At 35.5% G+C, this 13,517-nt stretch carries 14 protein-coding genes; 5 read left to right on the top strand and 9 right to left on the bottom strand.

The window, feature by feature from the left end; genetic code table 11:
• Positions 1-180 precede the first annotated feature (180 nt).
• Complete coding sequence (locus tag RSC39_RS05375) at positions 181-1,326, bottom strand: hypothetical protein (protein WP_021037810.1); 1,146 nt, start codon at positions 1,324-1,326, stop codon at positions 181-183.
• A gap of 364 nt (positions 1,327-1,690) precedes the next feature.
• On the opposite strand from RSC39_RS05375, the gene RSC39_RS05370 reads away from it, so the two are divergent.
• On the top strand, positions 1,691-2,656 hold the full coding sequence (locus RSC39_RS05370; protein ID WP_021037811.1) for a ribose-phosphate diphosphokinase: 966 nt from the start codon (positions 1,691-1,693) through the stop codon (positions 2,654-2,656).
• Between the two features lie 104 nt (positions 2,657-2,760).
• On the opposite strand, the gene RSC39_RS05365 is transcribed toward RSC39_RS05370, so the two are convergent.
• Positions 2,761-3,192: a universal stress protein gene (locus RSC39_RS05365; RefSeq protein ID WP_011676870.1), complete on the bottom strand. Its 432-nt coding sequence runs from the start codon at positions 3,190-3,192 to the stop codon at positions 2,761-2,763.
• A gap of 298 nt (positions 3,193-3,490) precedes the next feature.
• Here RSC39_RS05365 and RSC39_RS05360 point away from each other — a divergent pair, with 298 nt between their 5' ends.
• Both RSC39_RS05360 and RSC39_RS05355 read left to right on the top strand, forming a co-directional pair.
• Positions 3,491-4,615, top strand: coding sequence for a cysteine desulfurase family protein (locus RSC39_RS05360; protein WP_332535772.1), 1,125 nt, complete (start codon positions 3,491-3,493; stop codon positions 4,613-4,615).
• Positions 4,616-4,640: 25 nt separating this feature from the next.
• Positions 4,641-4,985 (top strand): DUF1831 domain-containing protein, encoded by a 345-nt coding sequence (locus tag RSC39_RS05355; RefSeq protein WP_011835765.1) that lies wholly within the window; start codon positions 4,641-4,643, stop codon positions 4,983-4,985.
• Between the two features lie 88 nt (positions 4,986-5,073).
• Here the strand turns inward: RSC39_RS05355 and tuf are convergent, their stop codons facing one another.
• Positions 5,074-6,261, bottom strand: coding sequence for an elongation factor Tu (gene tuf / locus RSC39_RS05350; protein WP_063282102.1), 1,188 nt, complete (start codon positions 6,259-6,261; stop codon positions 5,074-5,076).
• Between the two features lie 243 nt (positions 6,262-6,504).
• Between tuf and RSC39_RS05345 the strand changes: the two genes are divergently transcribed.
• A complete protein-coding gene (locus tag RSC39_RS05345) occupies positions 6,505-6,690 on the top strand; it encodes an SPJ_0845 family protein (protein WP_332535658.1) in 186 nt (61 codons plus the stop codon).
• Between the two features lie 58 nt (positions 6,691-6,748).
• Entirely contained in the window at positions 6,749-6,865 is a 117-nt protein-coding gene (locus RSC39_RS05340; protein ID WP_081213940.1) for a DUF4044 domain-containing protein, read from the top strand.
• 51 nt (positions 6,866-6,916) lie between these two features.
• Here RSC39_RS05340 and ileS read toward each other — a convergent pair whose 3' ends face one another.
• The 6 genes from ileS to RSC39_RS05310 form a co-directional block, all read right to left on the bottom strand.
• On the bottom strand, positions 6,917-9,715 hold the full coding sequence (ileS, locus tag RSC39_RS05335) for an isoleucine--tRNA ligase (protein WP_332535655.1): 2,799 nt from the start codon (positions 9,713-9,715) through the stop codon (positions 6,917-6,919).
• 449 nt (positions 9,716-10,164) lie between these two features.
• Positions 10,165-11,100: a DivIVA domain-containing protein gene (locus RSC39_RS05330; RefSeq protein WP_332535653.1), complete on the bottom strand. Its 936-nt coding sequence runs from the start codon at positions 11,098-11,100 to the stop codon at positions 10,165-10,167.
• Positions 11,101-11,149: 49 nt separating this feature from the next.
• On the bottom strand, positions 11,150-11,947 hold the full coding sequence (locus RSC39_RS05325; protein ID WP_332535651.1) for an RNA-binding protein: 798 nt from the start codon (positions 11,945-11,947) through the stop codon (positions 11,150-11,152).
• Complete coding sequence (locus tag RSC39_RS05320) at positions 11,944-12,219, bottom strand: YggT family protein (RefSeq protein WP_332535649.1); 276 nt, start codon at positions 12,217-12,219, stop codon at positions 11,944-11,946. The genes RSC39_RS05325 and RSC39_RS05320 overlap by 4 nt, the downstream gene beginning before the upstream one ends.
• Positions 12,219-12,806 carry a cell division protein SepF gene (locus RSC39_RS05315; RefSeq protein ID WP_332535647.1) on the bottom strand — a complete coding sequence of 196 codons (588 nt, stop codon included), beginning with the start codon at positions 12,804-12,806 and terminating at the stop codon, positions 12,219-12,221. Before RSC39_RS05315 ends, RSC39_RS05320 begins: the two co-directional genes overlap by 1 nt.
• Positions 12,807-12,839: 33 nt before the next feature.
• The gene (locus RSC39_RS05310; RefSeq protein ID WP_332535644.1) at positions 12,840-13,517 is read right to left on the bottom strand and encodes a YggS family pyridoxal phosphate-dependent enzyme; all 678 of its coding nucleotides are present in this window, start codon (positions 13,515-13,517) and stop codon (positions 12,840-12,842) included.

Below are 13,517 nucleotides of genomic sequence, written 5' to 3'. Positions count from 1 at the left end.
ATTGTCATCACTGATTATTTTGTCAGTAAATTTTTTTCTGATGAGAGATTTTCTTTTCTGTCAGTAAACTTTTTGCTGACAAATTCATTTTTGTATAGAACTACACGTATGTCCCATTATACTATATTTTGAGAAAGAAAAAAAGGCTCATAGAGAGCCTTTTAGACAATTTTTAGTTCATTAGTTAGCGGCTTTTACAGCAACTTCACCTGATACTTTGAATTGATTTGCAGCTGGAAGAGCTTTGTAAGTGTCAAGTTGTTCTTGAGTTGCAAAGTAAAGATTTCCAGTGATTTCAGATTGGATTGATTTACCATCAGTTCCTTTCATGTCGCGAGCTTCAATTGAAGCATCTTTACCGACATAAACGTCACCTTTAATATTACCACCTTCAAGGTCAAAGGCTGGTGAGTTAACAATCAAACGTCCAACAGTCAATGTATAAGATTTAGTTACTTGGTGTTGATCATTTTGGCTAATCATCGCAAGTGTACGTTGAACAGCCGCTTTTTCATTGAGGAAAGTTCCATCAATTGTAAGGTCTTTTCCTGAAGCATCAACGTCAGCATTAGTAGCTACAAGCCAAGCACCATTTTTACCAAGTGCTTTTTTCAATACTGAAACATCAGCAGTACCAGTTGTTGCACCAGTTTTTGTATCTGTACCATTTCCTTCAAATGAATAAGTTACATTACCATGAGCACCGGCAGTAATTCCACCAGGTTTGAATGAAACAACATCACCTTTAACAACTGAAGTTGTACCAGTTACTTTAACTTTTTGAGCATCTGGTAATTTATTGTAAGCGTCAAGGAGGTCTTGGCTAGCAAAAGTCAAGTTACCATCAATTGTTGCTTGTCCTTCAACACCTGTACCAGTTTGTCCGTGGAAGCCAGTTGCAAATACATCAACATTTCCTTTAACAGTACCATTTGAAATATAGAAACCAGGAGATTTCACTTCAATTTTATCAACTGTCAAAGTATAACGAGCAGTAATTTTATGGCTGCTATCTTGATTGTAGATTGCCAATTTACGAGCAACTTGTCCGTCACCCAAGAAAAGTCCTTCAACAGTCAAAGTTTTGCCTGAAGCGTTCATATCACCTTTAGTTGCATTCAACCAAGCGCCATTTTTAGCAAAACCTTTTTGCAAATCAGAGAAGTTACTTGTTCCTTGAGTTGCACCAGCAAAAACTTCTGCTTTAGATGATTGTTCTGTTTTTTTATCAGAGCTACTTGATGAGTTATTACTTCCACAAGCGGCAAGCAAAGAAACTGAGAGTACTGAAACAGCAAGAAGTGAAATCACTTTTGTTTTTTTCATTTTTAATTCCCCTAAAAATAAATAATTTGTTCGTAACACTTAGCTTTCACGAACCTTACAGAACCATTGTAACACTTCACTTATGTAAACGCAAGACTTTGCCGCAACTTTCACAAACTTTACTTTCCTCATTTTTTGAAAATGTTTTCAAAAGCGTATTCTTAAACGTTTAAAGCGTTTTTTTAAATTATTAGAATTTTAAGTTTGTGAATTTATTTTTTACTTATAAAATTTTTTCTAAATACTCTTAACTTTTATTTTCATATTAATTCACAAAGATATTTATCGATATAGACTATGAAAATCATCATAATTTTGCTAAAATAGAACTATATTATTTCATAAAAGAAAATGGAGAGAAATCGTGGTTTACTCTGATTCACACTTAAAGCTTTTTGCCTTAAACTCAAACCCTGGTCTTGCTGAGAAAATTAGCCAATTTACAGGAGTTCCTCTAGGAAAACTTTCTTCAAAACAGTTTTCTGACGGTGAAATTATGATTAACATGGAAGAAAGTGTCCGTAGCCAAGACATTTTCATCGTCCAATCAACCAGCTGCCCTGTTAATGATCACCTTTGGGAATTGCTTATCATGATTGATGCATGTAAACGTGCTTCTGCTCGTACGATTAACATCGTAATTCCTTACTTTGGCTATGCTCGTCAAGACCGTACTGCGACTTCTCGTGAACCAATCACAGCAAAATTAGTTGCTGATATGATTGTTAAAGCTGGAGCTGACCGCGTACTCACTCTTGATATTCATGCTGTTCAGGTTCAAGGATTCTTCGATATTCCTGTAGATAATCTTTTCACTGTTCCACTTTTTGCTGATTACTATCGTAAAAATGGTTTATTTGGTGATGATGTTATCGTTGTTGCTCCCAAAAATTCTGGTATCAAACGTGCACGTTCACTTGCTGAATACTTAGAATCAGCAATTGCCATTGTTGACTATGAAGATGATGATAAAAATCGTGAAAATGGTTATGTAATCGGTAATGTTGCTGGTAAAAAAGTAATTCTTATTGATGATATCTTAAATACAGGGGTGACTTTTGCTAACGCAGCGAATGTCGTTCGCGAAGCTGGAGCCAGCGAAATCTATGCTGTTGCCAGTCACGGATTATTCACAACAAACGCTGCTGATGTTCTTGAAAAAGCAGACATCAAAGAAATCTTGGTAACAGACTCTGTAGTTACTGAGCACCGTAAGCCTTTGAATGTGAAATATTTAAGTGCCGCTGAATACTTAGCTAGTGCAATCCTTCGTATTCATGAAGGACGTCCAGTTTCTCCACTTTTTGAACATGAAAAACCTCAAGATTAAAAGAATTTTCTAATTTAAAACAATAAAAATACCAAGCTAGGTTTGGTATTTTTATAATTCTTTTAGAAAAACAAAAAGTCATCTAATGACAACTTTTCTCTTTTTTATTTAACAACCATCACGTTGCAAGAGGCATGATTAACAATGTACTGTGTTGTTGAACCGATAATAAAACGGTCAATGGCATCAAGACCTGTAGAACCTAGAACGATTAAATCAATATTATTTTCTTTTGAATAATTAATAATTTCTCTTTTGGGGCTTCCTGTTAAACGGACAATTTCAAAACTAACTTCTGTATCTTTAAGATACCCTTGAACTTGATCCACCACATAATCAGAATGCTCTTGTACACTTTTATAAAGTGTCATTGTATCCAAATGTACCGGAATATTTGCCAGTTTATCATTTAAAACATACAATATTTTCAACTGTGAATCATTCGCTTGAGCGGTTTCGATTGCTTCCCGAAGTGCATCATAGGATTGTTCTGAACCATCTACTGCGACTAAAATATTTTTATATTGTTCAACCATAATAAAACCCTCCCTAAGAATATTATATAATTAAATAGAGAAATATACCATCAATAGATGACGTTTAATCGTTCAATTTGATATTTCAATCTAGCAAATAAACTTATCAAGATTCAGATAAAAAAGATAAAAAAATGTTAAAATAGAGCTTATCAGATAAGGAAACGATTTAATACTGATAGAAAAATTATAATCTTTCTATCAGTAAAGTATGCAAAGATAAAGCACTAACTTTTAAAAAAATATTAAATCCTTATAAAAATATCCACTAATTACTACGAAAGGTAGGAAAAATAAAATTATATATTTAGATAACGCAGCTACTACTCCACTTCTTCCTGAGGTCATCACCGCAATATCAGAAAGTTTATCAACTAATTTTGGAAATCCCTCAAGTATCCACACTCTCGGACGTGCTGCTAGTCAGATTGTTCGCAAATCCCGTGAAACGGTCGCCACTGCTCTTGAAGTTCCAAGTCGAAATATCATTTTTACCTCTGGCGCTAGCGAAGCCAATAATCAAGCTTTAATTGGTTATGCCTTGGCAAATAGAGATAAAGGAAATCATATTATCACTACAGCTATTGAACATCCATCCGTTTTAAATACTGTTCAATACCTTCATGACCGTTATAAATTTGATGTGACTTTTGTAAAACCAAATGCTGATGGCACTTTTCCAGAGGCACTCATTGAAAAAAACTTGCGTCCAGACACAATTTTAGTCAGTATGATGTGGGCTAATAATGAAACAGGACAACTTCTTCCAGTAAAGGAAGTCGGAGAACTTTTGAGTCAACATCAAGCCGTTTTCCATGTTGATGCAACACAAGTTATGGGAAAAATTCCAGTTCACCCTATTGAAATTGGTGCCGATTTCTTATCTGCTTCTGCTCATAAATTTCATGGACCAAAAGGTGTCGGCTTCTTATACTATAATGAACTTCTTCACTTTGATGCTCTGATTCACGGTGGTGAACAAGAAGAAAAAAGACGGGCCGGTACAGAAAATCTTCACTCACTGGTTGGTCTAGCTAAGGCCTTAGAACTCGCACTTGAAAATATTGAGTCTAATTATCAAGCAGTCGAAGAACTCAATCACCACTTGCTCAGTAAATTAAAAGAACAAGAAATTCCTTTTTATAAAAATAATTTTGGTCCAAGTATGCCTCATGTTCTTAATCTTGCTTTTCCAAATGAGAATCATGACTTATTACTGACGAAACTGGATTTAGCTGGTTTTGCAATTTCAACAGGTTCTGCTTGCACTGCTGGAACAATTGAACCTTCTCACGTTCTTGAGGCAGTTTACGGAAAAAATTCTGATAAACTCAAAGAAAATATTCGTATTTCATTTTCAGAATTAAACACACTTGATGAAGTTAATCTCTTTGTTGAAAAGCTTAGTTCTATTTTAAAATAAATTAATATTTAGTCAGGAGAATGCAATGGCATTTATCACAGAAAAACATTTAGAGGGAAGCAAGTATGTTTATCAACTTGCGCCTACCGTTAAAAAATTTACTCTAAAAGATACAACTTTTATCCAAACTAAAATTGGTAATTTTGAATTTAAGAGACTTCTTGAAGAAGTTCCAAATTCAAATGAAGGTTTTTTATTAAAAATTATCGTTAATCCTGATTTATCTGGTTTTAAGCTTTCAGTTACTGACAAATCAGGGTTACGCAATGTTGATATTTTCAAAAATGCGAATGAAATGATTCAAAATAAGTTTTATTTCCAAATGGATGCACTTGTTGACCGCGGTGTATTTACAAAATCAGAAATTTAAAAAACTCCCTATGGGAGTTTTTATTTTACTAAAATTTTATATAAAAAAACTGTCATAAATGACAGTTTTTATTTGCTTAGTTTTATAATTAAGCTTTGATTTCAGCAACGATACCTGAACCAACAGTACGTCCACCTTCACGGATAGAGAAAGTAGTACCTTGTTCGATCGCAACTGGGTGGATCAATTCAACGTCGATATGCACGTTGTCACCAGGCATTACCATTTCAGTTCCTTCAGGAAGTTTAACTGAACCAGTAACGTCAGTTGTGTGGAAGTAGAATTGAGGACGGTAGTTGTCGAAGAATGGAGTGTGACGTCCGCCTTCTTCTTTGCTCAATACGTAAACTTCACCTTCGAAAAGTTTGTGTGGAGTGATTGAACCTGGTTTAGCAATAACTTGACCACGTTCGATTTCGTCACGTTGGATACCACGGAGAAGTGCACCGACGTTATCACCAGCAAGACCTTCAGTAAGTGTTTTACGGAACATTTCGATACCAGTAACAACAGCTTTCTTAGTTTCTTCTTTGATACCAACGATTTCAACTTCGTCACCAACTTTAACAGTACCACGTTCGATACGTCCTGAAGCAACAGTACCACGACCAGTGATAGAGAATACGTCTTCGACTGGAAGAAGGAGTGGTTTTTCAGTGTCGCGTTCTGGAGTTGGGATGTATTCATCAACGATGTCCATCAATTCTTCAACTTTAGCAACCCATTGTGGTTCACCGTTCAAAGCACCAAGTGCTGAACCAGCGATTACAGGAATATCGTCACCTGGGAAGTCGTATTCGCTCAAGAGGTCACGAACTTCCATTTCAACGAGTTCCATCAATTCTTCATCATCAACAAGGTCTGCTTTGTTAAGGAAGACGATAAGGTATTTAACACCAACTTGACGTGAAAGCAAGATGTGTTCACGAGTTTGTGGCATTGGTCCGTCAGTTGCAGCAACAACGAGGATTGCACCGTCCATTTGGGCAGCACCAGTGATCATGTTTTTAACGTAGTCCGCGTGACCTGGAGCGTCGATGTGGGCATAGTGACGTTTTTCAGTTTCGTACTCGATGTGAGCAGTGTTGATAGTGATACCACGTTCGCGTTCTTCTGGAGCAGCATCGATAGATGCAAAGTCAGTCGCTTTAGAGTAACCTTTGTCAGACAATACTTTAGAGATTGCAGCTGAGAGGGTAGTTTTACCATGGTCAACGTGTCCGATAGTACCAATATTAACGTGTGGTTTGCTACGGTCGTATACTTCTTTAGCCATTTTAAAAATGTCTCCTTTGGGGAATTTGTTTTATTATAGGTAGTCTGCATAATTGCAATCTACCGTTCCTTATCATTATACTTAAAATCGTTTTGAAATGCAAGTCTTATCAGCCTTTAATCGCATTTTTTCAACAAGTTTTTTCATATATCTAGCTTTTTTATCTCTTAAGTAGTAAAATGGTTCTAGTGTTGCTCTTCTCTTTTCGAGCACTGTAAATTATTTAATTCCAAGGAGAATATAATGGGACTAACTTTTAAAAAACGCGATGATTTTGATAAAATGATGGATGATTTAGGCGTCTCAACTGTTGATTTAGTGACTGATGAAGATGAAAAAACAGTTCCTTCTCTTGAAAAAAAGGGAGATCCTTTCGCTAAGTTTTTAGCTCCAAAAGAAACAAGTACTGAAAAAAAAGACCACAACTAATTGAAAAGTTTTCTTTTTCTTGTTACAATTAATTAAAAATATTCTTATTGAGGAACTTATGGCATATAAAAAACCACAAAAAAGTACTTTCCAAAAAGTCACGATGGTCGTTGTGATTATCATGGTCGTTCTAACTCTTTTTAGCGTAATTGCATCAATGCTTACTGTATTGTAATTATTAAATTAAAAAAAAGTTACTGACAAATCTGTCAGTAACTTTTTTTTATTAATCTTCAAAACCTTCTACAAAGATTTCTGGAAATTCTTTTTCAACAATATGTGCACAATGTTCACAAAGCATTTTGAGATTTTCATTGGCGTTATGCCCAACTGTTTCATCAGTTCTGCGGCAACGGTCACAAACATCACCAGCGGCATGTTCCACAAGAACAGCTAGGTCATCAAATTTCATAGCTGCTTCTGGTGCATCACTTACAGTTCCGTTCGCTACTACAAAGTTTGATACAATCAAAAGTTGCGCAACATTTTCGTCAATTGCTGTCAGTAAAGTACGTACAACTTCATTTGGATAAATTGTCACTGTTGCTTCCAATGATTTACCAATAAGTTTCGCTTCACGAGCACTTTCTAAAGCTTTCAAAATCTTATCACGGAAATCAAGAAATTCTTGCCAATTTCCTAATAGTTCTTCACTACCTGGAATTTCCGCTGCTTCTGGCATTTCTGCAAGATAAGCAAAATTTTCTGGTTCATGCTCTAAGTAAGTCCATGTTTCTTCTGCTGTATGAGGCAAAATTGGAACAAGAACTTTTACCAAATCTTTCAAAATAACATACATAACTGTTTGCATTGAACGTCGTTCTGGTGAATTTGCTGCTTCAATATAAACCACATCTTTTGCAAAATCAAGATAGAATGATGACAAATCATTCGTGATGAAATTAATGATTGATTTGTATACACTCATAAAACTGTAATTATCATAAGCTTTACGGATTTGTTTTACAAGTTCATTAAATTTCACAAGCATATACTTATCTACCGGACGAAGTTCAGCAAAGTCAATTCCATCTTCTTTAGGATTAAAATCAGATGTATTTGCGATTAAGAAACGCAAAGTGTTACGGATTTTACGGTAAACTTCAGAGACTTGACTGAGAATATCCATAGATACCCGAACATCTGATTCGGTATCAATTGAGGCCACCCAAAGACGGAGAATATCGGCACCAAATTTCTTAGTGACATCTTTTGGCACAATTGTATTTCCAATTGATTTAGACATTTTGCGACCTTTACCATCCAAAACGAATCCTTGTGAAAGAACTGCTTTATATGGTGCGACGCCATTTACCGCCACTGAGGTTGTAATAGATGAGTTGAACCAACCACGGTATTGGTCTGAACCTTCAAGGTAAAGATCCGCTGGGAAGCTAAGATAGTCGCGTTCGTTAAGGACACCATTCCAAGAAGAACCTGAGTCAAACCAAACGTCCATGATGTCTTTTTCTTTTGTAAATTCACCATTTGGTGAAGCTGGATGAGTAAATCCTTCTGGTAGAAGGTCTTTTGCTTCACGTTCAAACCAAACTTTTGAGCCAAATTCAGCAAAAAGTTTAGCTACGTGCTCAGTTGTTTCTGGTGTGATAATTGGTTCACCATTTTCACCGTAGAAAATTGGCAATGGTACTCCCCAAGCACGTTGACGTGAAATGACCCAATCCCCACGGTCGCGAACCATGTTGAATAAACGAGTTTTTCCCCATGGAATAACCCAATCTACTTTTTCAACTTCATCCAAAATATTTTGACGGAAGTCATCGATTGAAGCAAACCATTGCGGTGTGGCACGGAAAATGACTGGTTTTTTAGTGCGCCAATCATGCGGATAACTGTGAGTGAAGAATTCGAGTTTCAACAAGGCATCTTTTTCTTCAAGCCATTTACTGACAACTTTATTTCCTTCATCGTAGAAAAGTCCTTCAAGTCCAGGGGCTTCATCAGTATAATAACCACGGTTATCGATTGGTGACAAGACTGGCAATTTATATTTACGACTAGCAAAATAGTCATCTTCACCATGACCAGGAGCAACGTGGACAAGTCCAGTCCCAGAATCAAGTGTGACGTAATCTGCATTCATGATTAGTGTTTCACGGTCATAAAATGGGTGCTTAGCAACCATGTATTCTAAATCAGAACCTTTCAAGGTTTGAAGAACTTCTGGATTTTCCCATTCGAGTTTTTCAGCAACGGCCTCAAGCATTTCAGAAGCAATCACAAATTTGCGATTATTAACCGCCACAACTGAATAATCATAGTCAGGATGAGCAAAAATTCCCAAGTTTGATGGGATGGTCCATGGCGTTGTTGTCCAGATAACAAATTCAACATCTTCTGGCAATTTTCCTTTGGTATCTTTAGCTTTAAAGGCTACAAAAATTGAGGCTGAACGAACATCTTGATATTCAATTTCAGCTTCAGCAAGTGAACTTTCAGATGAAGGTGACCAATAAATTGGTTTTTGTCCTTTATAGATGTATCCTTTTTCAGCCATTTTCCCAAAAACGCGAATTTGAGCCGCTTCGTATTCTGGCAATAAAGTCAGATATGGACGATCCCAATCGGCCAAAACACCAAGAGATTTAAAATCTGAACGTTGCATGTCTACTTGTTTCATCGCATATTTGCGACACTCTTCAAGATAGTCAAGCAAGTCCATTTCTTTGCGTTTCATACCTGCTTTAGCAAGTTGTTGCTCAATTGGCAAACCATGAGTGTCCCAACCAGGAACATAAGGCGCGCGAAATCCAGCCATTGATTTGTAGCGAACAATGATGTCTTTTGAAATTTTGTTCAAAGAATGTCCAAGGTGAATATTCCCGTTTGCATAGGGAGGTCCATCATGGAGCATAAATGACGGTTTCCCTGCGTTTAATTCTTGACGTTTTTCATAAAGTGCGGCATCTGACCAATCTTTTTGCCAATTGGGCTCTTTATTTGGCAATCCTGCACGCATTGGAAAAGCTGTTTTCCCCAAGTTCAAAGTATCTTTGATTTTCATATTTTCTTCTTTCTATTTTTTAATCTTTGTTTTTTAATCTTTATTTTTTAGTGGATAATCCAATAAAATAATTTATCCAATTTAAAAGCAATCTATCCTATTTCTCACCCATGAAAAGTAATCTTTTATTTGAGCTATAAACCCAAGATTTCCTTTAAAGTTCTTAACTAAACAAAAAAACGGTCTTTCGCAAAGGACGAAAAACCGTGGTACCACCTTCATTTTTTCTGTCAGTAAATTTTACTGACAGAAACTCTTTTGCGTAACGTGCAAGACGCTTGAACTTACTTTTAGTTCAGTCCAAGATTTTTCTAAAGATTCTTTGAGAAAATAAATTCTGTCAGTAACTTTAGAAGTCCAATCAGCTGATAATAAGAAAAATAGGGAATACGAGTCTTCCATCATCACTCGCTTGCTTTAATTATATTTTTTCTCATCTTGGTCTGATTTTAATTTTTCAATTCGCTTAAATCAATCGTTTCTTGATTATCTTTTTCAACAACCTCAGTTGTTTCAGCTGGTGCTTTCGCTTCTAATTCTGGAAAAATTTCTGAATCATCTACTTTAGGGGTATCAGTTTCTTGATCTATTTGAGAATCATCACTCACAACCCCAACAGCGACTTGAACTTCTTCTTTTACTTCGTCAGTCACTTCAATTTTTTCAGAAATTTCAGATGGCTCAATGGATTCGGTTTCCTCTTCAAGCTCTTTGTTTTTTTTGTCAGCTTGCTGAATATCTTCATCTGTCAATGGTTTGATTGCTTGAGTTTTTACTAAAGTTGACTCAGCATTTTCCAGATGTTCTTCAATAATCATTTGCAATTTTTCTTCAGGATTGATTGCATAATCTTGTGTCGGTCTAAAAATCTCAGCCCAATCATCCGATTGAATAGACGCAAGTTGATTTTCGATAATTGAAGTCATTCGTTGGTGGTAGAGACGCATTTTACGCTTCAAATCATCTGTATCACGTACCAATTTACGAGCATCATCAGAAGCAGCATTCAAAATAAATCCAGCTTCTTTTTTAGCCGCTTCAATAATCAACGAACTCTTTTGCCCCGCATTCGCAATAATATCAGCCGATTCTTTTTCAGAATTAATTTTAAGTGTATCAGCTTCACTTTTCGCTTGTTCACGAAGATTATCAGCAGCATCTTGAGCAACAACAATTGATTTATTCAACGAATCTTTCATGTCATCAAAATATTTCACACGTTCACGTAATGCTTTTAATTCACGTTCTTGATCTTTTATTGTTTGGGCAAATTCATCATAATCGCGAACAACGATATCCAAAAATTCATCAACTTCATGTTTACTAAACCCACGAAATTGTGGATTAAAGGTTTTGTTTTGAACATCTAGACTATTTAATGTCATCAATCACTCCTCTTTATCCTTAGAAAATCTTATCAAAATGATTTTCAACTTAGAAACTATTTTTTTGATTTCTAATAAGTTCTATTTCAACTCTCTGTTTTCCTTTTTTAGTCAAATTTAAAAGACCTAAAATTTTGATGCGCCCGAAACCTCGAACGCTAATCAAATCACCAATTCCAACAGAAAAGTCTTTTTTATCAATTTCTAGGTAATTAATCTTAACCTTCTTTGATTCTAACATATTTGTAGCAATATTGCGAGACATTTTGAAAGCGACTGCAATCATTTTGTCTACTCTCAGACTATCAACAAGAACAACTTCATTAATAGATTTATCAGTTTCTTTGACTAAATCTGTCAGTGAAATTTCATTAATTTTAACTACTGCTCGTCCTATTTTTTCAATTACTTTAAAACTTTCTACAAGGTGCTTACTGACAAAAATTTGAATTTTTGTATTAGTAACAATGATGTCTCCCAATTCTTGTCGTTTGACACCGGCTTGGCCTAAAAAAGTTCCTAAAACTTGTGAATGAGAAATTTGTATAAACTTAAACGCATAAGATATTTCAAGCAAAGCTATATCAAAATCACCCTTATCAAGCATATAAAAATTGGGTGCCAAAATAATTTTGACTAATTCTGACTCGACTACCTCTCCACTAGAAAAGATTTGAAGCTTTCTTTTATTAGCCAGTGTTTTCAAAATCTCTACTTGCCGAGGATTAAGAAAAGAGGTACTTATCACAGAATATGAATCTTCTACCCTACTCATCCATTCTAAACATCGATCAATAAAATGACGTTCATTTGCTTGGAAGTGTTGATACACATTTTCAGTAATCAATGGAATACACCATTAAAAACAATAATAATAAAGCGTTGAATAAATTGCAAACCAATAAGAGCAACTAAGATTGTGAAATCAAGTCCCCAGATTTGTAAGGGCAAATTTTCAAATAAACTCAAATAGGGGCGAGAAACCTTAATAATTAATCGTCCAAACCATGTTCCATAAAGATTTGGAATCCAACTCATCAAGGCATAAATTACTAAAATAATTGAATAAAAATCCAATAAACGTAATAGCCAGTTTATTATTGTAATTATATTAGACATTAGTAAATATCATAACTTTCAAAATTTTGACCAGCTAAGATAGACATTTCTTTTGCTGCATCAACTGTAATATTCGCTGGAGTCATCAAGAAGATTTGACCACCCACATTTTGAATATCACCATCAAGGGTAAAGACCACCCCAGTCATGAAGTCAATTGAACGACGCGCTTGGGCGTCACCCATAAATTTAAAATTGACAAGTACACATTCGCCATTTTTGACAATGCGTGCTGATTCCATGATGTCTGCATAGGCACGTGGTTCTTTAATTGCAATAGTAGAGACCGTTGCAGCTAATGATTGAGCTTGTGAAACGGTTTGTTGTTGTACGATTTTTTCAGGCATAGGTTTTGAGAAAGTTGAAGCAGAGCGTTTTGACGCTGCTGTTTGTGCTTGCGGTTTTGGAGTTGATTGTGCTGGACGACTTTGATAGTCTGCTTGCGCTTTCCGCTCTTCAACCTTTGGTTTTGGCGTAGATGCCACCGTTGGCCTAGATTCTTGCACAGGACGTGTAGGTTCGTTGAACTCTTCATCATCCTCTACAAAATAATCTCGTAGATTATTCATCCAATCTTTAAATGCCATATTTTCCTCCGTTGTTTACGTTAATCTTTAGGCTTATAAATCTTTAAAAAATTCTGTGCCGATTCGAACAAAAGTTGCTCCATTTTTAATGGCAATTTCATAATCCCGACTCATTCCCATGCTTAATTCTGTGCAGGGAATTTTTGGAATATTCATTTCAGAAATTTCAACTTGTAATTCTTTCATTCGTCCGAAAATGTCATTACATTCGCTTTCAGTCGCATCAAACGGAGCCATTGTCATCAATCCAACAATTTCAATATTTTCTAACTCAGAGAAATCAGCTAAAGTTACCTTAAGCTCATCCACAGAAAAACCATGTTTACTTTCTTCACCAGAAATATTAACTTCGATAAAACACTTAATGAGATGCTCAGCTCGCTTACTTATTTCCTGCGCTAATTTCAAAGAATCTAGTGCATGAAAATAATCAACATGATTAATAACTTTTTTAACTTTACGTCTTTGTAAATTACCAATTAGATGCCAAGTAATCTCACAATCTTTTAGGGCTTCATATTTTTCTAGAAAAAGTTCTGTCCGATTTTCTGCCAAATGTGAAATTCCATTTTCAAATACTTCGCGTGCAAGATTAGCTTCAACAGATTTTGTTACAGCAACGACTGAAACTGATTGATTAGAATAAGAAGACGCAGCTTTTGCTGCATCCACATTATTCAGTATTCTTTTAACATTCTCTTTAATCGTCAT

It is taken from the genome of Lactococcus sp. (genome assembly GCF_036648155.1).
Taxonomy (GTDB): Bacteria; Bacillota; Bacilli; order Lactobacillales; family Streptococcaceae; genus Lactococcus; species Lactococcus cremoris.
This window is presented reverse-complemented; position numbering and strand designations above follow the sequence as displayed.